Source organism: Paenibacillus sp. BIHB 4019 (assembly GCF_002741035.1).
Lineage (GTDB): Bacteria > Bacillota > Bacilli > Paenibacillales > Paenibacillaceae > Pristimantibacillus.
Genome location: NZ_CP016808.1, coordinates 1544399 through 1567003, shown reverse-complemented (window position 1 = coordinate 1567003; position 22605 = coordinate 1544399). Strand labels below are relative to the sequence as shown.

Below are 22605 nucleotides of genomic sequence, written 5' to 3'. Positions count from 1 at the left end.
TAAAGCTAGGTACAAGAGGAGAATGTGCGATGAGTGCGAATCAGACAGCAAGCGGCGTTCAAGATGACGCGTACCATAAAGTAAGATGGTCAGAACGAATTGGTTATGGTTTTGGTGATGCAGCCAGCAACCTTATCTTTACAGGTGCGGCTACGTTTCTAACGTATTATTATACGGACGTAATGGGACTTGCCGCAGGCGCAATCGGAACGATGATGCTGATTGCCCGCATATTGGATGCCTTCCTTGACGTCGGTGTAGGGGCATTGGTAGACAAAACGAAAAATAAGCATGGCAAAGCTCGTCCATGGCTGCTATGGATGATGGTTCCATTCGCCGCATCAGGCGTATTGCTCTTTACGTTCCCTGATGTCGGACCCGGCGGAGCTCTCGTGTATGCCTATGTTACTTATTTGCTCATGAATTTTATTTATTCGTTTATTAACATTCCATATGGGGTGTTGAACTCGCTTGTTACACAGGACGGCTATCAGCGTTCGGTACTCAATATCGTTCGTATGCTTGGCGCGCTTGCAGGGGCGATCGGCGTCAGCTTCGCGACGCAACCGCTTGTTAAAGCATTTGGCGGCGGCGAAAAAGGCTGGATTTTGACCTTCACGATTTATGGCGTTTTATCTCTCATTATGTTTTTCATTACCTTTAAATCGACACGTGAGCGCGTAAAACCTTCCGTGTCGCAAAAAGAAATCCCGTTCAAGCAAGGCTTGGGAGCGCTATTCCGCAATAAATATTGGGCGATTATGCTGCTATTCGCTGTCACTGTTTACACAAACTACGGCATGAATGGTTTGAATATTTATTACGCACAGTACATGTTGAATGATGCTGAGCTGCTGGGCCTTCTAAGCTTTGCCGGATTGATTCCTATTGCAGTCGGCTTGTTCTTGATTGCTCCGCTTATCAAGAAGTACGGCAAACGGAATGTGGCGCTTGTCGGAAGCTTTATTATGATTTTAGGCTCGCTGATTATATTAATGGATCCAACGAATGTTACCTTTGTAATTGTTGGTTTGGTGGTCAAGGCGCTTGGCATGACGCCAATTCTTGGTACGATTTTCGCCATGCTGGCCGACACCGTAGAATACGGCGAATGGAAAACAGGCGTGCGTACGGAAGGACTCGTATACAGCGCAGGAAGCTTTGGTACGAAAGCGGGCAGCGGTCTGGGCGCAGCTATTATTGGCTGGGGGCTGGCGATTGGCGGATATATCGGAGGACAAGAGACAATCAGCTCTTCCGCAAGCAGCGCGATTCACTTCATGTTTATTTATTTGCCGATTATTTTAGGGGTATTGCAGATGGTCATTTTGTATTTCCACAAGCTGGATAAATTGTATCCGCAAATTGTAGCTGAATTGAAAGCTGTTAAAAAAGCTTAATACGAAGCTGCAAACACATACTCTGAATGAAAGGTGCTGACAAAGATGAAATCGCATGATACGTTAACGAAGCAAAACGGCTTCAATGTCTTGTTTGCAAAAGAATTCACGACGCTTGCGTCTTCCTTCGAATCCGAGATCCGCGTCATTTGGCAAGCGAAAAACATTATTTCCGATGGCAAAAGCATTTTGGGCCTAATGGCGCTCGATATTATGAAGGGCACGCCGATCAAGCTCACGGCTGAAGGTCCGGACGAGGATCAGGCGATTGAGAAATTAGCCGCTTTATTCGAAGGTCACGAATAAGGAATGCTCCGGGTCAGCAAAGCAGAGTAAACGGCACAGTAAAAAACGATAAAAGCAGGGAGAGGAAAACCTCGCCCTGCTTTTTTTAGTGAATTTAATTGAAATCGCATGAAAATGATATTTTATTAATTAAACATAGTTTAATACGGTGTAATTTCATTCAATCATGTGAAAAGCTAAGGCTGAAAAGGGCATTTATTATTAAAAAATTGCATCCGTTTAATTGTGTCAGATGTTTGAAAACTGTGCTATTATTATCGGAAAGCATCCAAAAAGCAGCGCCCCCAGTATAGGGGCTGTTTTTATATAGAGAAATCATGAGTGGTATTGCCCTGTTGCAGCAGACGTTCGCCACATCACGATGCAAGATAGCGTAGAGAGGGATGAAGGTCATCATGGCAGTGTTTCAGTATAATCCGGAGCGTCCCTTTCGTGATGGCCCGGATATGTATTTGCTTTATTGGGGCAAAGAGGCATGCAAGCCTTGCCATCTCATAGGGCCAATCGTAAGGGAAAACTTTAAACTGCATTTCATTCATAAAGGAAAAGGGACTGTGAAGGTGGCGGGCAAAACCTACACGCTTACAGCCGGACAAGCCTTCCTCATTTATCCACAGGTGCTTATTTCTTATGAATCGGACGAGAAGGACCCGTGGACGTACTCCTGGATCGGTTTTTTTGGAGAGCAGGCTGCCCAAATCATCGCCCGGACATCGATTACGCCAGAAAACCCCGTATTTCCCATGGATATGAAGCTGATGCCGACGTTGTATGACCAGTTGACGGAAGCTGTATCCCACCAAGCCAGCAGTGATTTGCGCCTTCAAGCCATTTTGTATGAGTTTTTATCGCTGCTTGTCGAGCTTGTTCCTTTAACGGAAAGCAATAGCAGCAATGCCGCACGCAAGCAGGAAGCTTACATTCACCGAAGCATGGAATTTCTGCACGCCCATTACAGTGAACGAATTACGATGGAGCAGCTCGCTGACGTACTCGGCCTGGATCGCAAATATTTGTCTTTTCTGTTTAAAGAGGCTGTGGGCATGCCGCCGCAGCAGTATTTGCTTAACTATCGGATGAATAAAGCTTGTGAGCTGTTAGGGAAGGGCATCTACAGCATCAGTGAGGTAGCGCGATCCGTAGGGTATCAAGATGCGCTGCTTTTTTCTAAAATGTTCAAAAAAGTAAAGGGAACACCTCCACGCAATTTTGAATAGTTATTTTACAAACGTAAACGGCTGAAGCCGTCCTTTGGCGGCAAAGCTGCTGCTGCGCGTAGAAGTATAGAGAACGGATGGGAAAACCATATACTCCCTATATTTTAAAAAAGGACATTATTCCATAAACATCATCCTTGCTGACATAGGATTCATAGTCGTTTCCCGCTACAATAGGTTTATATTAAACCTGAGGAGGAACAAATGAATGAGCTATTTGGCAAGTCATAATCGATATGACACTATGACATATAATCGCAGTGGGAGAAGCGGATTGAAGCTGCCTGCTATTTCGTTAGGGCTGTGGCATAATTTTGGCGGTATTGATTCCGTAGAGAAAGGCAGAGAAATGGTTAGACGGGCATTCGACCTTGGCATAACGCATTTCGACCTGGCGAATAACTACGGACCGCCTCCGGGCTCTGCTGAGCAAACGTTCGGCAGCATTTTGAAAGCCGACTTTGGGGCTTACCGCGACGAATTAATTATTTCGACGAAAGCCGGTTACGGCATGTGGGAAGGGCCTTACGGCGATTTTGGCTCCAAAAAATATTTGGTGTCGAGCCTTGACCAAAGCTTGAAGCGCATGGGACTTGATTATGTCGATATATTCTATCATCACCGTCCAGATCCAAATACGCCGCTGGAGGAAACGATGGCTGCGCTTGATCTCATTGTACGCCAAGGCAAAGCGCTGTATGTTGGGTTGTCCAACTATAAGCCGGAGCAGACGCGTGAGGCATCGCGCATTTTGAAGCAGCTGGGTACGCCTTGTCTGATTCACCAGCCGAGCTACTCCATGATTAATCGCCATGTTGAGGATGGCTTGCTGGACGTGCTGGAGGAAGAGGGGATTGGCTCCATCGTATTTTCCCCGCTTGCGAAAGGGATGTTGAGCGATCGCTATTTGAATGGCATTGCTCCAGATTCGCGTGCGGCTGGCCCAAGCGTGTTTCTGCGTCCAGAGGAAATTACCGATGAGCTTATTGTTAAGCTGCGCAAGTTGAACGAAATGGCAGCTGGCCGCGGCCAGAAGCTGTCGCAAATGGCGCTGGCATGGGTGCTGCGTGGCGGACGCGTGACTTCCGCGCTTATTGGCGCCAGCAAAGTCAGCCAGATTGAAGATGCCGTACAGGCGCTTGCTGTTGCTCATTTCACCGATGAAGAGCTGGCGCTGATCGATCAGATCTTGCAATAGGCAAAGGGGGATGAGGCAATGGCTATAAAGGCGCAACCATTCATCAATCGGGTGCTGCTGACACTTGATGCTCACCTCGCCAAGGATGCGAATGGGATGTTCTACGAACGCTTCCTTCATGCGGACAAGCAGGCAGGCCGGAGCGATGTCTATGGGACGGCGGATGCCGCCAATCTGCTATACACGGTGAACGGGCTGCCGGAAGCAGAAGCGGAGAAATCCGCATGGAAGCAGGCGCTGCAAAGCTTTCAGGAGCAAGGCAGCGGCATGTTCCGCGGGCTTTACCATAATGAGCTGCATAGCGCGGCGTTCGCAATATCGGCTTTGGAGCTTTTTGATGGCAAGCCACTTTATCCGCTTCAGCAATTTGCAGCCTATAGAAGCAAAGCTGGGCTTTACGAATTGCTGGAGCAGCTGGATTGGGTACAGCAGCCTTGGGGAGAATCGCAGAAGGGCTCCGGCGTCTTCGCAAGTCTGGTGCTCGCGCAGGAAGTAGACGCTGCGTGGGAAGCCTGGTACTTCGACTGGTTAAAGGAGCAGGCTGATCCGGCAACGGGCTTATGGCGCAAAGGCTGCATTGTTGATGGAGATGGCGAGCTGCGCGGTGCGCCGCTCTTCCATCACTTGGCTGGCAGCTTTCATTACCTGTTTAATATGGCTTATCGCGAGCAGTCTATTCCTTATGTGGAGGCATTGGTCGATACTTGCATCGCCTTGTTCCACAGCGAGCGGTGGGAGCAGCCGAAGGAGCAGCTTTCCTTTTTCGAAATCGATTGGGTATACGTGCTGGGCTGCTGCCTGAAGCAAACGTCCTATCGCCGCGAGGAAGTGCTTGCTGTTGTTCGGGAATCGGCTGCACCTTTCCTTGCCTATATCGAGAAGCTGGGCGAACAATCGCCAGCAGAGCCGTTCGAAGATTTGCATTCGCTCTGCGGCGCTGTAAGCGGCCTTGCAGTCATTCAACAGCTGGTTCCAGAACTTGTCCTTACGGATCGGCCCCTGCAATTGGTATTGGACCGCAGACCATTTATTTAAGCGTCCCATTAAACAACAAATAGGATGAAATTCACCCCTTAGAATAAACATGGGATAACCAACTGGTTAGCTCGATGACATTCTAAGGGGTGTTTGCTATGGATATAAATAATTGGACGTCGCCTTATGAAGAGAGCAGTGTATTCGCCTTCGTAATAATAGCGGCGATCTGCTCCTCGCTGCTGTTGATCGCCTGCTTTTTATCCAGAATGCTTTGCTGCAGCGTCAGCAACTTAGCGAAGGAGCGCGAAGCGGATGCGGCATCGCCTTTCTTCACAGCTTGGGTCAATAGCTTGCCCTCGGCCGTAATAAGCTTGCGGCTGCTGGATATGCTGCTTTTGGCGGAGCGGATTTTGATACGCTGCGAGGAAGCAGTCTCCAATATGGCTCGCGTCTGCTTCGCTTTCAGCACAGTAGCGGCCTTAAGCTTGCTGTAGGCCTCGGTTTTATTTCTAATATCCAGCTTGGCGAGCTGGACAGCTTGCTTCGTTTGCTCCAGCTGCGCCTTTATTACGGCATTCAGCTCCTTGCTTTGCAGCAGCTTGGCGGCTTCCTGCTGCTTGCGCAGCGAAGCGTACAGCTCAAATAGCGGCTGATAATGCTCTTTCGTCTGCTTAACGTCAGCTGCCAGCTGGGCAAGCTTCTCCGCATTCAATTGCTTGATGCGCTGCCGAACGGCAACAAGCGCTTCTTCATTGCGATAATGGCTGGCGGTAATTTTGCCTTCCCAAGCGTCTTCCTGTTGCTGGGCGGACAGCAGGCTGTCGTATTGCTTCTTGAGCTGGGAGGCTGATGCGGAGTCAGCATTCGTGGTCAGTTTGTCAAAGGCCGTCTGAACGGTGGGCGAAAAAGGCAAAAGCGACGTGGCAGCGGTGGAGAGTGATGGCAGCGTCAGAAATAAGGATAATGCGATTAGAGCAGTGAACAGATGCAGCGGCTTGAAAATAAACATAATGGAGCCCTCCTTTAAAATGGTGGAAATGAAGTGGAAAAGAAAGACGTTGAAGGGCAGCGATAAAGGGCTTAGTCCCGAATGCACGCAAAAAAGCACCCGCAAGAAGGACGCCTGAGGCGTCTTCTCTTACGGGTGCTTCCATCGTAAGCCGCTGCTATTCAAATAATTATTTCCAAATATACTAAAAGGAAGGGCATTCGTCAAGCTCTTTCGGAAGGACTGTTCCCCCCGCCGATTCTCCTGTATGATAGTAGGAAAAGAGACGAAAGGGAGGAAGCAGCGAATGAATGTGCCTATAGGCGTTTGGATTTTTTCAGGCTTAATCGTTATATTGCTGACATGGATGACACTTTGGGTGACGAAAAAAGCGTATTCGAAAAAATGGGACGATTCCGATCAGGATATCGGGACGTAAATCGACGAGCCCATATTTTCACAACGATTATGCGTCACACGTAACAATAGCCTGTCCTAAACTAAGGCTGAAATTTCAGCAGCTCAGGATCGATGGCTGGCACGAGCCCTTCCTGCGCAGCGCGATTCAGCAGCGTCGTAATCGCCTCATATCCGCTATCGCCGAGATTAGCGGTAAAGTCATTCACATATAGATCAATGTGCGCCTTCGCTACGGCAGCGTCCATCTCTTGGGCGTGCTGCATGACGTAATCGCGAGGCGCTTCCGGATTCGCCCATGCATAAGCGACTGAAGCCTGAATCCACTTCGTGATGGCGGGCAAATCGAGCGAGCGGCGGGCGATGATGGCACCGAGCGGTATAGGCAGTCCCGTATCCGATTCCCACCAGCTGCCAAGATCCGTCATCATGGATAGGCCAAAGCTTGGATACGTGAAGCGCGCTTCATGAATGACAAGGCCAGCATCGATATGTCCGTCGCGAACGGCAGGCATAATTTCATGGAACGGCATGATGACGATATCGCCGACCCCGCCGGGAACGTGCTTCGCGGCCCAAAGCCTGAACAGCAAGTAAGCGGTGGAACGGTCGCTTGGCACCGCTACGCGTTTGCCTGATAATGCTGCCGCATCCGTGCGGCTTCCAGCTGTCAGGACGAGCGGGCCGCAGCCTCTGCCCAGCGCACCGCCGCATGGAAGCAGCGCATAATCTTCCAGCACCCAAGGGAGGGCGGCGTAGGAAACTTTCAGCACATCAAGCGGGCTGTCGCCGCTGGCTGCCAGACGATTGGTAATGTCGATATCGGCATACGTAATTTCCAGCTCTGGTGCATCCGGGATAAGCCCGTGCGCCCAAGCGTGGAAGACGAAAGTATCGTTCGGACATGGAGAAAAAGCGATTTTCATACAAGCACCTCCAATAGTGTGGAGCCCGCAGCTTCCAAAGCCTGCAAAGCTTCGCCAATTCGCCATGCGCTGCGGTCCCTTGGGCCGATCGCATTCGAAATGGCGCGAATTTCAAGTACGGGAATGCCAAAGCTTTGTGCAGCTGTTGCAACGCCAAAGCCTTCCATCGCTTCAGCGGCGGCGCGAGGAAAGCGCTCGCTCAGCACTTGGGCGGTGGCGGCAGTTCCGGTGACGGTCGACAACGTTAAAATGGGGGCCAGCGCTGCAGCAAGACCAGCCTGAGCGAGTGCTGCGGCTAAAGCGGAGGCTTGTGCGCCAGCCTCGATTGCAGAAGAACCGAAGCCAAGGGTATCCAAGCTGCTGAAGCCGTCCGGTGTCTCTGCTCCGAGATCGGCGGCAATAATGGCATCGGCTATGACGAGCGAGCCAACGGCTGCTCGGCCGGGAAAGCCTCCGGCGATTCCCATGCAAATGACGAGATCATAGCTGCCCCGTGCGAGAGCGAGTGTCGTGCGGACAGCGGCTTCAGCTGGGCCAACTCCGGCTTCTGCCACATGAAAGCGCGGGTTGTTTTGCAAGCCTCGACAAACCGCATCCTTCTCAGCTGTGACGGGGGTCATAATTAAAATGTTTGGGCCAGCGTCCATCAGGCGCAATCTCCTTTAACGGCAAAATTTCGCACCATCATGCGGGAGTAGATTGCATCTACGGCCGCATAATGCTGCGAAAAGCTAGGGTTGTTGCTTTTTCCAAGCTTATTACTTAATTATAGTACGGTTGCAGACGAAAAGGAAAGGCGAGCGCTTTCCCGGCTGCAAGCGGCTATTTGCGTTTCATTTCAAAAAACTCGCATTGATCCCTGGAAAAATAAGTAATATCGCTGACGCTCGTCTGAATGACGACCTGCGTATCGTCGAAACGGACGATGTTTCCGCCGGAGCACACAATATAATCATCTTCAAAGACGCGAAGCCGAAGCTCCCGCTGGAGTGCCTCCTCGAAATCCGCATCCGTTATCAATTTACGATTTATCGCCATCCTCAGACTCCTTTGCCCATTAAAATTAAACCTTATAAAGGCGGTATGCCCTAGCGTTATGATAGACCAGCCAGCAGCCTGTTGCAACATTGTTCATCCTAACAGCCGTTTGCTCAGGCGGGATAAAAACCGTAGCAACAGCACTTGGTTTGTGCGCAGACTGCTAGTACAATAAGAGGGAAAGCTTTAATGCGGGAAAGCTGGCAAGGCAAGCGGCAAGCTCCGCTGCCATAACGTCAGCCCTTACACGCAGCGGGGCAGGTCCCGCTAATTTGAAGGAGGAATATAAATCGTGTCTGTACATAATGAACGAGTTGTCGTATTTGTCGGGTCCTATGCAGAGGCTGCGGCGAGCGGCGTATATGCGTATGCTTTTGATGAAAAAGAAGGCAAGCTGTCGCTGCTGGATGAAGTATCCGGCCTCAAAAATCCTACATTTTTGAATGTGGATATTCTAAACAAACGGTTGTATGCCATTGCAGAAGGGGTTTCTGCAGCAGGAGCCAAAATCGGCGATGCTGTAGCTTTTGCCATCGACACGGATAAAACAGCCTTGACGGAGCTTAACCGCAGCGAAGCAATTACAGCTCCTGCTTGCCATATTCAACGCGATCCATCCAATCGCTATTTGCTGCTGTCGAGCTACCATGGCGGCAGAATCAGCCTAGTGTCGCTGACGGACAATGGCGAGGTGGGAGAGCTGCTTGATATCGCCCAGCATACGGGAGTTGGCCAGCACCCGGAGCGGCAAAATCAGCCGCATCCCCATAGCATACAATTCAGCCCGGACGGCCGCTACCTGTTCTCGCCGGATCTGGGCATTGACCGCATTATGGCTTATCGTATTGATGACCAAGCGCAAAAGCTGGTTTTCCACGGCGAGACCGTGCTTCATGCAGGTGCTGGCCCGAGGCATATGGCTTTTCACCCGAATGGGCAATTCGCGTATGTCATTAATGAAGTAGATTCGACGGTTACTGCGTTCCGTTACGATGCTGAGGCAGGTACGCTTGCGGCGCTTGCAACTGTTCCAACGCTTCCTGCTGATTTTGACGGTGAAAATACATGCGCCGAAATTGCCGTTTCCGAGGATGGCAAATATGTATATGGCTCGAATCGCGGGCACGACAGCTTCGTAGTGTACGCAATTAATGAAGCAGACGGCAAGCTGACCCTTGCTGGTCATGTGCCGATTGAGGGCGAGCACCCGCGCCATTTTGCTTTTGTGCCGGGAGGCCAGTATATTATCGCGGCTAACCGCGACACGAATAATTTGGCTGTATTCCGCATAGATGTGGCAACAGGCTTGCCTGTGTATACCGGACATTCCGTTACGGTATCTGGTCCCGTGTATGTGCAGCCCGTGTTAGTGTAGCAGCAGGAAATAGTTGAGGCGAACATGCCTTTCATGCGGCGAGATGCGAAAAGAGAGGGAGAGGTCAGCGGAGATGAGATGGCCATCAGCATGGATGCAGACTGTCATAAGCGTACATGGAGAAAGCGGCGAGCGGTGGCTTGCTGAGCTGGACTTGCTGCTGGCAAGCTGTGCGGAGCAGTGGGAGCTGCAGCTGGCGGATCGATCGCCGTATGAGCTGACCTTCAATCTGGTGCTTCCGGCGCTGCGGAAGGACGGGAGCGAGGCTGTGCTGAAGCTGGGCGTGCCGTGCAGGGAAAGCCGAACCGAGCTGGCCGCGCTTCAGCTGTACGATGGGCGAGGAGCGGTTCGCCTGCTGGCATCGGATGCAGAGCGCGGCGTCATGCTGCTGGAGCGGCTGAGGCCGGGACAGCTGCTCTCGGAAGTGGCAGACGATGCGGCGGCCGTCCGCATCGCTGCGGAAGTGATGCGTAAGCTGGCTGTGCCAGCAGCGGACGCAGCGGCTGTAGGGGAAGCGGCCGGAGGCGTAAGCTTCCCTACGGCTTTGCAGTGGGCGCGCGGGCTGGAGCGGCTGCGCCAGCGCCATGATGGCGGCACCGGACCGCTGCCGGAGCCGCTCGTCCGGCAGGCACAGCTGACCTTCGGCCAGCTATTCGCCACGGGCAAGAGCGAGCCGCAGCTGCTGCTGCATGGCGATCTGCATCAGGGCAATATTTTGTCCGCCGCGCGAGAGGGTGAAGCATCTGCCGGCTGGCTGGCGATTGATCCCAAGGGCGTCATCGGCGAAGCGGCTTATGGCGTTATTCCGCTGCTGATGAATCAGCTGCCTGAGACACGGGCGGAGCGAATCAAACTGCTGCGTAATCGCGTCCATATTCTTAGCGATGCCCTATGCCTCAAACGGGAGCGCGTTCTTGCCTATGGCTTCAGCCATATGGTGCTATCCGCAGCATGGTGTGTCGAAGATGGGGTCTGCAATTTCCATGCCGCACTTGAGACGGCGGCTTGCTTTGCAGAGCTGCAGCGTGAGGAGCCGGGGCTTGAATAGGTAATAAAGCAGAGCATTTCAACCGAACATGCATCATAAATTTATCCACTATTAAGGAGCTGGGACGAGATGAGCGAGCAGCAATTGACCGTTTTATTTCAAGGGGATTCCATTACAGATGGTTCGCGCGGGCGCAATGATGATTTAAATCATATTTTAGGCCATAGCTATCCGTATTTAATTGCCTCACGCCTTGGTTATGAGTTGGCGGAGAAAGCACCCCATTTCATTAATAAGGGCATAAGCGGCGATCGCGTCTCCGATCTGTACGCGAGATGGAACGAAGATGCGCTCAGCTTGAAGCCGGATGTGCTCAGCATTTTGATTGGCGTCAATGATGCTTGGCGGACGATGTCTGGCGAAGCGAGCGGCGCAACAGACCGTTTTGAGCGCGCTTATCGGCATTTGCTGGAGGAGACAGCCGAAGTGCTGCCGCAGACGAGGTTCGTCCTTGTCGAACCATTCATCCTGAAAACTGGCGTGACGTTGGAGCGTTGGGATGAATGGCAGCAAATTATTAAGGGCTACCAAGAAAAAACAGCTGCTCTGGCAGCAGAGTATAATGCGGTTCTTGTACGTGTGCAGCATGTGTTCGACAAAGCGAGCGAAGTGACTGGTGCAGCCTACTGGCTATGGGATGGCGTTCATCCGACAGCGGCGGGGCATGAGCTGCTCGCCCGCGAGTGGCTGTCTACGGTACAAAACAGCAGATTAGCGATTAAATAGCAAATATGATGTTTTTTTGAACCCGTCCGCGTCTTACTGCGTATAGATTTGTAGAAATCGGAGCAGCGAGCAGCGAGGCGGCATCATACGCAGGCGCAGCTACAACAAAGCATCCCCATTTCGCTGGAAATTGGGGATGCTTTTCTTTTATTTTGCAGAAAAGAGTAAGCATGCAAGTTAAAAATAGAAATTTTAATGTGAAAAGCTCCATTTAACGAATCTAAGTAACTAATTTGTAACTACTTTTTATGGGGAAAGGAATAAAATTCATATAGCTTTTTTGAAGATTAGGAAGCAATGTCAGCAGTATTGTTCTTTAATAGAGGTTATAGTACGATTGAAATATCAAGGATAATTATGGAATATAGAACAGTTAAAGCAACAAGCGCTTTGGCTGTAATTTGTGTAGATAAAGTTGCCGCCAGAGGAAGGCCGCAGCCGTTTACGCTTGAAATATAGGAAAGGATATGAATTGTATCCTTACTCTATATTTCATCGCGAAACGTAGCTTGGGCCGCCAGAGGAAGGCCACAGCCGTTTACGCTTGCTAAGAGTTAGAGAGACAAGGGGAGTGAAGGATTTGCTTCGTGTAGAGGGCTTGTCCCATGCATTTAAGAACGGCAATGAGACGACGCTGGTTCTTCAACAGATCGATTTTCGCGTAAACAAAGGAGATATGGTTGCTTTGCTGGGAAGCTCAGGCTCAGGAAAGTCGACGCTGCTTAATCTGATGGCGGGGCTGATGAAGCCGACGGAGGGCAGCATTTACATAGCAGATCACAACATCGTAAATATGAATGAAAACAAGCTGGCGGAGTTCCGCCGTGAGCATATCGGGTTTATTTTTCAGGCTTATGAGCTCATTCCGAACTTGACGGTTCGTGAAAATATCGAGCTGCCGCTCGTGTTTCAATCGACGCGTCCTTCAATTCGCAAGCAGAAGGCGCTAAAGCTGCTGGAGCAGGTCGGCATACCGGATAAAGGGGAAATGTTCCCTTCCCAGCTGTCGGGCGGACAGCAGCAGCGTGTCAGTATTGCGCGCTCGCTTATTACAGAGCCATCGGTTATTTTCGCCGATGAGCCTACGGGAAATTTGGATACGAAGACGGAAGAGGAGATTTTGGCCATTCTTAAGCATTTGAACAAGACGATGAACACGACCTTTATTATCGTCACCCATGAGCGCGAGGTTGCGCAGCAGACCCAGCATATTATTACGCTTCGCGACGGGTTTCTGGAAAAATCGCAGCCTGCTGTTGAGCTGGACAAGCATCCGGTAGAGGAGGCAGTCCATTGAGAGTTAGCGATCTTACGAGGCTGTCATGGGATCAGGTCAGACGGCGCAAAGTAGTCACCATGCTGTGTGCAGCTGGCTTGTCGATTGGTTGTGCCGCTATTATTTTGGCGATGAGCATTGGAGAATCTACGCAGAAAATTGTCGAAACCCAGCTCACGAGCTATTTGAAAATGGATGAAATTACGGTTGTGCCGGATAATGGCGCGTCCGCAGGGCCTGGAAGCCAAAGCACGGCAAGCGATGAAGTGAAAAATCGGGGCAAGCTGACGGATCAAAAGGTCGAAATCATGCGCAACATTAAGCACGTAAAGGCTGTAGCAGCTATGCAGCAGCTGAGCTACATGCAAATGACGACTACGGATGATAAGCAGGCCTATGCCGAAATTATTGGAACGGATTTGAGCAGTCTGGAAGCTTTCGGCAATACGTATTGGCAGGGTTCGGCATCGGATGCTCCAAACTCTGTAGTAATAAGTTACGGTACGACGCTTGGACTAATGAATCAGGAAGAGCAGAATAAGCTGTTTGAGGCCATGAATTTAAATCCAGGCGATTCAACACTGCAAGATCAATATATGACGATGATGACTACACCTTCCGCCTTGTACCAGAAGCAGATTCAGTTGGTGAACTATGATCAGGATAACAAGAAAAGGATCAGCGAGGGCCTTCGAGTCGTAGGGGTGTTGAAGAAGCCTAAAGGTGTATCCGACATGCAGCTTTCCAATGACCGTAAAATTTATGTATCGATTGAAACGGCGAATAGCCTGCGTGAGCAGCTCATGCAAAATAGCGGTGAAGAGACGGCTAACGGCACCTACAATCAAGTAACGGTCAAGGTGGATGCGGAGGAAAATGTGAAGCAGGTGGAGGAGCAAATCAAGAAGCTTACCTTAAACACCCAATCCAATCTTCTGCAAAAAGAGGCCCTTGAAGAGCAGTTCGCTGTGTTCAAAAGCATCGCGGTAGGCGCAGGCGTATTCATTCTTATTATCGCCTCGATTTCCATTATTGTGGCAATGACGATGTCCACGTACCAACGGCGCCGCCAAATCGGAATTATGAAGGTGCTTGGTGCCAATCTGGCGCAAATTCGGAATATGTTCATTGTAGAAGCAGCCCTGCTTGGACTGCTGGGGGGACTGCTGGGCGTTTTATTTTCATACTGGATCGTATGGGGAATAAATGCTCTTATTTTATCGATGTCTACCGGCGAGGAAAATATGTCCATCTTCATTCCGTTGTCTGCTATTCCGGTCGGACTGGCGTTTGCCGTGATGACGGGCATTATATCGGGGATTTATCCGGCAGTCAGCGCTTCGCGTACTGATGCATTGACCGCAATCAAGAGAGATTAGAGGGGGTCCAGCGCTATGGCCCGGGCATGTCTGAGCCAGCGAGGAACCAGGGGGAGAAGAAGAAATGAAGAAAAAGATTAAATGGATCATCATCGGGATTGTATTAATCGGAATAAGCGTGGTGCTGTACTCCATGTCGAAGCCGCCGGAGATGGTCGATATGGCGGGCGATTCACAGGCCATTACATTTCAGGCGACCAAGGAAACGCTCGTCAATACGATTCAGGTTAAGGGCAAGTCGCTGTATGAGCAGGAAACGTCTGTTTATGCGCCTTTCAGCTCCAAAGTGACGCAGTGGAAAGTGAAGGACGGTCAGCAGGTGAAGAAGGGCGAGGTATTGTTTACGCTTGACCAGACCGAGCTGCAAAATCAAATAACGCAGGAGGAAGCGGAGCTGCATAAAGCGGATCTGGAGGCACAGCTGCAAGCTTTTGTAACGAATACGGAAGATGAGCTGGGCATGCTTGAGGCGACGGAGGTTGAGCGCAAGAAGGCGCTGGTTGCCAAGGAAATTGCCCGTTTGACGCAGGAGCTGAACGATGTGAAGGAATCGATTGGGCGCAAAGCGCTGACGCAAAAGCGGCTGAAGCTGAATGAATCCCAATATCGTTCACCAGGCGACGGTATTTTTCTGTTTGATCAAACGGCCAAGCAACTGCAAGCAGTAGGCGACAACCAGCTGATTGGCAAAATTGTTGATCTGAACAAGCTGCAATTCATTGCCCTTGTCGGAGAGCAGGATGTATTCCGCATTAAGCAGGATATGTTGGTCAAGGTGAAAATGACGGCGATGAAGGATGTTGTGCTTGATGGCAAAGTGCTGCGCGTATCCAAGTTCGCGAAAACAGGCACGGATCAAAACAGCCTCAATCAAGCTGCGCAATTCGAGGTTGTTATTTCGCTTGAGCCAAGCGAATATTTGATTGCTGGATTGTCGCTCACTGGCGACATTGAGATAAGCCGTAAGGAGAGTGCACTTGCTTTGCCCTCCATTGCTATTATGAGCGACCAAGCTTCGTCTTATGTCATGCTGGAAAAAGGCGCAGGCCAATATGAGCGCCAAGACATCAAGGTCGGAATGTCGGCGGGAGATAAGGTAGAAGTGCTTGAAGGCTTGAAGGAGGGCGACGTTGTCTCCTTGCAATAAACAGGAAACCCGAGTGTGCGCGTCTAAGCTTGAAAAAGCTGAGCTGCGCATACTCGGGCTTTTTTATTTGGAAGTCGGGTGGAGAAGGCGAAGGAATGAATGCTTTTTGGACGAGTGGAGAAAAATAAGGAAGCGCACTGGTTGACAAATGTGTCCAGCTGGTTCATTATATAATATATGAATACATGCTCATATGTTATTTTATTTGAAAAAGCGAATGGTATCGCTTTTAATAGCAGCAGGAGGCAGAGAATATGGACACGAAGAAAAAGCATCAACATGGGCACAGCCATAGCGAGGGTGGTCACCACGACCATAACCACGACCACGATCATGATCATCATAACGACCACAATCATGACAACAGCCACGGTCACCATCATGGGCATGACCATTCCCATGGACCGGGCGGCCACCATCATTTTGATGTCAATGGCAATAAGGTCGGCTTGATTATTGCGCTGTCGATTACAGTCGGCATTATGTTTCTTGAATTTTTCGGCGGCTTGTTGACGAGGAGTCTGGCGCTGCTTGCCGATTCCGGCCATATGCTGAGCGATGTGAGCGCGCTTATTCTAAGCCTGGTTGCCGTCTGGTTCGCCAGCAAGCCCGCTTCCAAGACGAAAACCTACGGCTTTTACCGCTTCGAAATATTGGCCGCGCTGTTCAACGGCATTGCCTTGTTCGTCATAGCCGGGTTTATTGTATGGGAGGCCTACCATCGCTTATTCGATCCTCCTGCTGTTGCCAGCGGCTCCATGATACTCATTGCGCTTGTTGGCCTATTGGCGAATTTGGCCAGTGCTTGGGCTTTAATGCGCAAAGGCGATGTGCATAACAACTTGAATGTACGAAGCGCTTATCTGCATGTTTTGAGCGATGCGCTTGGCTCGGTCGGGGCTGTGCTTGCTGGGCTGCTCATCTACTTGTTTGATTGGAATATTGCCGATCCGATTATATCGGTGCTCGTGTCGGTGCTTATTTTACGGAGTGCCTGGAATATCATTAAGCAAACTCTCCATATTCTCATGGAAGGCACGCCGCCATCGATTGATCAGGAGAAGGTGAAGCGGGTGCTTGCGGAAATCGAAGGCGTAATAGATGTGCATGATTTGCATATATGGACGATCACATCGGGTCTTGATTCGCTGAGCTGCCATTTGCTAGTGGAGGATGAGCATGACAGCCAGCATATTTTGCAGCAGGCGCTTGCGAAAATCGAGCAGCAGTTTGGCATCTCGCATACGACGATTCAGATAGAAACGTCGCGGATTCAGCATTCCGAGATGAAGGTTTAGCAGGCTGAGCATGTGCTTTTTGGCAAATTGCGCCTCAAAAATAAAAGTCAAGCAAAAGTGCTTTCATAATTAAAATGGATTTTTAATGAAAATGACTGGTTCTAGGCGCATGTAGGGGTTATCCTCTCATTGGTAATTGGTGGGGGAAATAGCTGTGGTATGGTATTAGCAGGCATTATACCGCATCTGTTTTTACCAAAGGAGGATACATCATGAATAGCACAAACAAATCCCTTATGGGCAAAACCCTGCTAGGCAAAACGTTACTTAGTGTCACGTTAAGCCTATCCGTTGCTTTGACAGGCGCTTTGGCTGTACCAGCAGCTAAGGTAGAGGCTGCATCGTCATCCACTGCCAGCGGCGTCATTGCAACGGGACAGAAATTTCTGGGCGTTGATTATAAATTTGGGGCAACAGCGGGCAGCACCAGCTCGTTTGACTGCTCATCCTTCACACAGTATGTTTACAAAAAGAACGGCATTACCCTCCCGCGCTCATCGCTGAGCCAATCGAAGGCCGGCACGTATGTATCCAGAAGCAATTTGAAGGCTGGCGATCTGATTTTCTCCGATACGAATAGAGACGGCGTCATTAACCATGTCTCCATTTATATGGGCAACGGCAAGCTGCTGCATACGTATCGGAAGGGAATCGGCGTAACGATTTCTACTTTTTCCGGAAGCACATGGGACAAAACGTATGTAACCGCACGCCGGGTCATATAGTGATTTAACAACTAAAGCCCCGCCCCTGCTGATTAAAGGCATCGCCTTATCCAGAGGGAGCGGGGCTTTTCGCTATGGACGTGCAGGCTGCTTGCCTGTGTCTGCTGCATGCTGGGCTGAGCCGCCGAGCGCGTGGGTTTTCAGGAACAGGGCAGCTGCGATCAGCATCAGCCCGTTGATGATGAATACCCAGCGAATCGGGATGATGCCTCCAAGCACGCCGCCAATAACGGGAGCCAGCATCGTTGCGAACATGGTGCCCGACTGATTAAGGCTGAAGGCTCGTCCTCTAAAGCTGCTGTCCGTTACCTTGACGATCAAGGCATTAATAGCTGGATAGACGCTGGCGAAAAACAGCCCATAGATAAAGCGCAGCGCGCCGAATTCTACGTAATCGCTGACGAAAAATTGCAAGCAATTGCCGATCCCGCCGCCGACAAGCCCAATGAACAACACCTTGGAAAAACCGATCCTTGAACCGATTTTGCCCCACTGCGGGGCTGCAATGAGCGTGGCGATCCCGACGGCCGAGAAGACGATGCCTGACTGCAGGGCAGCTTCGCTGCCGCTGACGCCAAGCTGCATGACATAGACGGTGAGCAGCGGCTCCAGAATCATCACCGAGAACGTTGCCAGAGCCGCCAAAATCAGCAGTGTAGTGAAGGAACGGTTGGACAGTGCAAGCTTCAAGTCCTCTTTGATCGAGGAACGGGCGCCTGAGCGGTTGAAGTTTTTTTCCTTCACGAAAAAAACGGCAATCAGCGCGGCAATAAGGACGATGCCTCCTGAGAACAGGAAAGCTTCGCGATTGCCGATGTAATGACTGACGACCCCGCCAATGACGGGGCCGATAATACCGCCTGTCGCGCCGGCTGTCGCCATTATGCCAAGGGCGTAGCCTGTTTTGCTTTCGGGCGTGTTGGTGGCGACTAGTGCGATCGAGGCTGGGACAAAGCCGGCAAGCAGGCCTTGGAATATTCGAAGCACAACGAACAAATAGGGATCATAAATAAAGTAGGTCAGCATGTAAAGAACGGCCAGGCTGAACCCTGAGCGAATAAGCATCGGCCTGCGGCCATATTTGTCGGCGAGCGATCCCCAATAAGGGGCAATAAGCGCGCTTGCCAGAAAGGTGATGCCGAAAGAAATGCCGGACCAAGCTTCCAGATGCTTCTCAACACCAAGCTCGGTTGAGAGAAACAGCGGAATAAATGGAATGGAGGTGGTGAAAGCCGTACTCGTAAAAAACACGCCAATCCACAATACATATAAGTTTCTTTTCCAAGAAAAATCCATGTGCAATCACATCCTGTAGGTTCCATCGTTATTTCCATTGTAAACCTATTTTCGATGGAACACTACTCTATTCCAGTTATTTCCTGAATGTGAAGCAGCTAACCGCAGGTGCAATTTAGAATGGGCTTGCGGGCCGCAGTCGTCTTATCGAGACGCTTGACGACTGTCGTATAAGGGGCGTGGAGGACGAGCTCAGGCAGCAGCATGCGAGCTCCGTGCTCCGGTGCGAACACACCCTAGACAGCAAAAAACACCGCTGCCACGGCTGAGAAAGCCAAGTGGCAGCGGTGCTTCATGCTGCAAACCGAAAATTTTGCTAATTTATCGTATCTACTGCTACTCCGAAATTTGACTATGCAAAATCGTTTGGTTGCGGCCGCTATGCTTGGCAGCATACAGCGCATCATCCGCTTGCTTGAACAAATCGTCGGTATCTTTTAATCGAGCTGTATTGGAGGCGATGCCGAGCGACAAGGTGACCTGGCGGCCGATTGGCGTAATCGCCTGCTCCATCTGCATTCGCAGCTGCTCTGCTACGTCAAACGCCTCTTCCTCCGACGTGTGCGGCAGCACGATTGTGAACTCCTCGCCTCCGTAACGGAAGCAATAATCGCCCTCGCGCTTGAGCTCCAGCATCTTTGCAGCAAGCAGGCGCAGCACCTCATCGCCCTTCGGATGGCCGAACTCGTCATTGACCGATTTGAAATGGTCCAAATCCAGCATAATGACGGAGAACGGAATTTGCCTGAGCTCCAAATCCTCGGTAATCAGCTTAAGCGTCCGGCGGTTAGGCAGTCCCGTCAAGGCGTCCGTCTGCGACTCATGGAACAGCTCTTCATTTTTCCGCTTCATCTCATGAAAAGCTAGCGCAACGGTGGTGTTGAGCTGGTTCGCCTCATAATTCCAGTAAACGCGCGAAGGCAGCGTTTCCGGAACTTGATCCATCTTGGTCAGCTGCGCCGCATAATTAGCCAGCTGGTAGAGCGGGGAGGACAGCTTGCGCGACAGCCACATAGTCAAAATAAGCAGCAGCAGCAAGAACGGCGTCGAAACCTTCAGCATATCCGTAATAAGATCCCAGCTTTTATTTTCCACGTAGCTGACTGGCGTCTGGGAAACAATTCCCCAGTTGGTCTCGGGTACGACGGAATAACCGGCAAGAAACTCGATACCTTGGCTGTTGACCACCTGCTGCTGCCCGCTTTTCCCCTGCATCAGCTGCTGCACAACAGGATTCATGCTTACATTAGCAGGATGATCCTCCATATGCGGGTGATAGATCATGTTGCCTTCCCCATCGACGACGTAAAAATAAGAGCCGCTGTTGTTCTCATTTTGCACGCCAAGAATTTCTCGGAAAATATTTTCATACTGCAAATAAATCGTTCCGGCCACATATCCCCGATAAGTGCCCTCCCGGCTGAAAATCGGCTGGCTGACCAGCACGATCATTCGCTTCGTAGAAGAAATATAAGGCTTGGATATGTGCGGCTTCTGCACTTTAAGCGCCAGCTTCGATTCATCAGTTGACAGCTTGTGGCCGATTATGCCCAAATTGTTAGGAGAGCTGGAGACGATGACGCCTTCAGCATCGACGACAGCAATCGAATTGAAATAATGGTTGGTTCCCATAAAAAAATCAAGCTGTGCCAGCACAGCGCTGCTTTCTAGGTCGGCATCCGATAAATAATTTGCCGCGATTTCAAGGCTATGCTTCATAGACACAAGCAATGATTGCGTCGTTTTGCTAATATCGCCAGCCGTGATGCGATTTAATTCCAGTGTATTATGATAAAGGGATTCCCTTTGGGACTTGAAAGCGATAATGACATTGATGACGATGGTAATGAGGACGGACAAAAGCACGATGCAGGAGATGATGGATGCCAGAGTAAAGCCTTTTTTGCGTTTTATTGCGCTGTACATGCTAAACCTCTTCTCGTTGAAATTCTATTAAATAGTTTATCATTTTTATGCGAGATTTTCGACATATAATGACAGACCAGCCGAATATTTTCTTTGCTTCAGTCCGGTCAGGCATTGCTCCAATTCGAGAGGGACATTATACTGAATGCAGCATTTTGATTAGAAGAAAGCCAGGTGTACGGATGCCTAAAGTGAATTTGTTTTCCAAAATCGTTGGGTTGCTGATTATTATGCTGCTGCCGATAATAGGACTGTACTCCTATTCCAATCATATTAGTACAGAAGTTCTAGATTCCGAGCTCAATCGCTCGAATACGAATCAGCTCGTTTTTTTTCAAAATCAGGTCAATTCCTCGATTAATCTGCTGGGGCTATGGCCAAATTTGCTCATTCAAGATCCGGACATTGCGAATTTGCGCGACTATTATGTCGAACTCGACAATCTCGATTTGCCCGCGATTACGATGGTCAAGCGCATTCAGACCAAGCTGAGCATTCAGGAAAGCTCCTCTAATTGGAAAAGCAATTTGGCGATCTATTCGCCAACGCTAGCCCGCGTCATTACGGTGAACGATGCCGTTCCCTATAATAAGGAGACTTTAGCCGCCCGCCTGAAACGCGGATGGCAGGTAAAGCCGCTTGGCGCGGATGGCTTTCGTTTCTCGCTGATGACGGCGCTGCCTTACAATAACTTGTCCCAGGCTACGGATACGGGATTGCTCATTGAGGTGAGCTTTGACAGCTCGAATATTCAAGGCATGCTCGATCAGTTCAAGCGTGATGGACGGCGCGACCCCTTCTACTACAATGAGGAATGGGGCACGATATACAATCGTACCGCCGACCAGCAGCTGGGCAATCAGCTCATAGCCCAATTGGACGAGAACGGCTTGCTGGCCAGCGGCAGCCATACCGTCCAAGTGAACGGGGAGCGCTATTTGGTCAATATTGTCCGTTCAGAAACGATAGGCTGGGATTTGATTGATTATATCCCGTTATCGGATGTGCTCCAGCCGATCAACCAAACGAACCGTTTATTTTATTATTCGGTTGGTTTGCTGCTATTGATGAGCTGTTTAATCGCCTATATGCTTTATGCGCAGGTGCAGGTTCCCATTAAGCAGCTTGTAGTCAGCTTTCAGAAGCTGAAAAACGGCGATTACGGCGTCCGGCTTACGCCGAAGGGGCGCGGCAACAATGAATTTAAGTTCGTATTTATCCGTTTCAACCGGATGGTTCAGCAAATTCAAGAACTATTTGAAAATGTGTATTTGGAAAAAATCCATGTGCGAGAAGCGAAGCTCAAGCAGCTGCAATCGCAAATCAACCCGCATTTTTTCTATAACTGTTTTTCTTTTATATCGAGCATGGCGAAGCTGGAAAACTATCAGTCGGTCATTGCAATGAGCCAGAACCTGTCAAACTACTACCGCTATACGACACGGCAGGAGCGGGATTTGGTCGATGCGCGGGAAGAAATTGATTTTGTCCGCAACTACTTGGATATTCAGCAAATGCGGATGAATCGGCTGTCTTATGAGCTGGACATCCCGGAGCATCTGCTGCGGTTTCAAATTCCGCCGCTCGTCATTCAGCCGTTGGTGGAAAATGCGGTCATCCATGGAATTGAGCAATCGCCAAATGCAGGACGCATTCGCATATCGGGTGAATTTGACGGCGAGTTTGCAGCAATTACGGTAGAGGATGATGGCGTTGGGCTCGACCCAGAGCGGCTCTTTTCCTTGCAATACCAATTGACACGTCCTATGGAGCAGGAGATGGGCTGCGGTCTTTGGAACGTCCATCAGCGCTTGCATTTGCGTTTTGGCGCAAGCTCAGGCATTGTGCTGTCGCCTTCGCCGCTAGGCGGCTTGAAGGTGCAAATTCGCTGGAATGTGACCCGCGAGAAACAAACCGAACAGACACTGACTTAAGGAGGGG

21 protein-coding genes are annotated in these 22605 nt (G+C 50.3%); 15 read left to right on the top strand and 6 right to left on the bottom strand.

The window, feature by feature from the left end; genetic code table 11:
• The first annotated feature begins 29 nt into the window (after positions 1-29).
• The 5 genes from BBD42_RS06580 (at position 30) to BBD42_RS06560 (ending at position 5156) form a co-directional block, all read left to right on the top strand.
• Positions 30-1400 carry an MFS transporter gene (locus BBD42_RS06580; protein WP_099517521.1) on the top strand — a complete coding sequence of 457 codons (1371 nt, stop codon included), beginning with the start codon at positions 30-32 and terminating at the stop codon, positions 1398-1400.
• Between the two features lie 45 nt (positions 1401-1445).
• Positions 1446-1706: an HPr family phosphocarrier protein gene (locus BBD42_RS06575; protein WP_056032013.1), complete on the top strand. Its 261-nt coding sequence runs from the start codon at positions 1446-1448 to the stop codon at positions 1704-1706.
• Positions 1707-2101: 395 nt separating this feature from the next.
• Complete coding sequence (locus BBD42_RS06570; RefSeq protein ID WP_099517520.1) at positions 2102-2923, top strand: AraC family transcriptional regulator; 822 nt, start codon at positions 2102-2104, stop codon at positions 2921-2923.
• Positions 2924-3131: 208 nt separating this feature from the next.
• Positions 3132-4121 (top strand): aldo/keto reductase, encoded by a 990-nt coding sequence (locus BBD42_RS06565; RefSeq protein WP_099517519.1) that lies wholly within the window; start codon positions 3132-3134, stop codon positions 4119-4121.
• Between the two features lie 18 nt (positions 4122-4139).
• Complete coding sequence (locus BBD42_RS06560; RefSeq protein ID WP_099517518.1) at positions 4140-5156, top strand: hypothetical protein; 1017 nt, start codon at positions 4140-4142, stop codon at positions 5154-5156.
• Between the two features lie 124 nt (positions 5157-5280).
• Here the strand turns inward: BBD42_RS06560 and BBD42_RS06555 are convergent, their stop codons facing one another.
• A complete protein-coding gene (locus BBD42_RS06555; protein ID WP_099517517.1) occupies positions 5281-6108 on the bottom strand; it encodes a hypothetical protein in 828 nt (275 codons plus the stop codon).
• Between the two features lie 286 nt (positions 6109-6394).
• On the opposite strand from BBD42_RS06555, the gene BBD42_RS32555 reads away from it, so the two are divergent.
• Positions 6395-6526, top strand: a complete 132-nt coding sequence (locus tag BBD42_RS32555; RefSeq protein WP_257790767.1) for a hypothetical protein — start codon at positions 6395-6397, stop codon at positions 6524-6526.
• A gap of 61 nt (positions 6527-6587) precedes the next feature.
• On the opposite strand, the gene BBD42_RS06550 is transcribed toward BBD42_RS32555, so the two are convergent.
• The 3 genes from BBD42_RS06550 to BBD42_RS06540 form a co-directional block, all read right to left on the bottom strand.
• Positions 6588-7430, bottom strand: coding sequence for a 1,4-dihydroxy-6-naphtoate synthase (locus BBD42_RS06550; protein ID WP_099517516.1), 843 nt, complete (start codon positions 7428-7430; stop codon positions 6588-6590).
• The gene (locus tag BBD42_RS06545; RefSeq protein ID WP_099517515.1) at positions 7427-8077 is read right to left on the bottom strand and encodes a futalosine hydrolase; all 651 of its coding nucleotides are present in this window, start codon (positions 8075-8077) and stop codon (positions 7427-7429) included. The genes BBD42_RS06550 and BBD42_RS06545 overlap by 4 nt, the downstream gene beginning before the upstream one ends.
• 175 nt (positions 8078-8252) lie before the next feature.
• Positions 8253-8468, bottom strand: a complete 216-nt coding sequence (locus tag BBD42_RS06540) for a hypothetical protein (protein WP_099517514.1) — start codon at positions 8466-8468, stop codon at positions 8253-8255.
• A gap of 292 nt (positions 8469-8760) precedes the next feature.
• Between BBD42_RS06540 and BBD42_RS06535 the strand changes: the two genes are divergently transcribed.
• From BBD42_RS06535 to BBD42_RS06495, 8 genes are all read left to right on the top strand, one after another.
• A complete protein-coding gene (locus BBD42_RS06535; protein WP_099517513.1) occupies positions 8761-9843 on the top strand; it encodes a lactonase family protein in 1083 nt (360 codons plus the stop codon).
• 73 nt (positions 9844-9916) lie between these two features.
• Complete coding sequence (locus BBD42_RS06530; protein WP_172455420.1) at positions 9917-10891, top strand: aminoglycoside phosphotransferase family protein; 975 nt, start codon at positions 9917-9919, stop codon at positions 10889-10891.
• Positions 10892-10960: 69 nt separating this feature from the next.
• Positions 10961-11617 carry an SGNH/GDSL hydrolase family protein gene (locus tag BBD42_RS06525; RefSeq protein ID WP_099517511.1) on the top strand — a complete coding sequence of 219 codons (657 nt, stop codon included), beginning with the start codon at positions 10961-10963 and terminating at the stop codon, positions 11615-11617.
• A gap of 580 nt (positions 11618-12197) precedes the next feature.
• Positions 12198-12914: an ABC transporter ATP-binding protein gene (locus BBD42_RS06515; RefSeq protein ID WP_099521496.1), complete on the top strand. Its 717-nt coding sequence runs from the start codon at positions 12198-12200 to the stop codon at positions 12912-12914.
• The gene (locus BBD42_RS06510) at positions 12911-14272 is read left to right on the top strand and encodes an ABC transporter permease (RefSeq protein ID WP_099517509.1); all 1362 of its coding nucleotides are present in this window, start codon (positions 12911-12913) and stop codon (positions 14270-14272) included. Before BBD42_RS06515 ends, BBD42_RS06510 begins: the two co-directional genes overlap by 4 nt.
• Before the next feature lie 64 nt (positions 14273-14336).
• Complete coding sequence (locus BBD42_RS06505) at positions 14337-15419, top strand: efflux RND transporter periplasmic adaptor subunit (RefSeq protein WP_099517508.1); 1083 nt, start codon at positions 14337-14339, stop codon at positions 15417-15419.
• 254 nt (positions 15420-15673) lie between these two features.
• The gene (locus BBD42_RS06500) at positions 15674-16717 is read left to right on the top strand and encodes a cation diffusion facilitator family transporter (protein ID WP_099517507.1); all 1044 of its coding nucleotides are present in this window, start codon (positions 15674-15676) and stop codon (positions 16715-16717) included.
• Positions 16718-16929: 212 nt separating this feature from the next.
• Positions 16930-17442, top strand: coding sequence for a C40 family peptidase (locus BBD42_RS06495; RefSeq protein WP_099517506.1), 513 nt, complete (start codon positions 16930-16932; stop codon positions 17440-17442).
• 72 nt (positions 17443-17514) lie between these two features.
• Here the strand turns inward: BBD42_RS06495 and BBD42_RS06490 are convergent, their stop codons facing one another.
• Both BBD42_RS06490 and BBD42_RS06485 read right to left on the bottom strand, forming a co-directional pair.
• A complete protein-coding gene (locus tag BBD42_RS06490) occupies positions 17515-18738 on the bottom strand; it encodes an MFS transporter (protein ID WP_099517505.1) in 1224 nt (407 codons plus the stop codon).
• Positions 18739-19074: 336 nt separating this feature from the next.
• Positions 19075-20664, bottom strand: a complete 1590-nt coding sequence (locus BBD42_RS06485) for a sensor domain-containing diguanylate cyclase (protein ID WP_099517504.1) — start codon at positions 20662-20664, stop codon at positions 19075-19077.
• A 155-nt stretch (positions 20665-20819) separates the two neighbouring features.
• Between BBD42_RS06485 and BBD42_RS06480 the strand changes: the two genes are divergently transcribed.
• Positions 20820-22598 carry a sensor histidine kinase gene (locus BBD42_RS06480; RefSeq protein WP_348272594.1) on the top strand — a complete coding sequence of 593 codons (1779 nt, stop codon included), beginning with the start codon at positions 20820-20822 and terminating at the stop codon, positions 22596-22598.
• Positions 22599-22605: the final 7 nt, after the last annotated feature.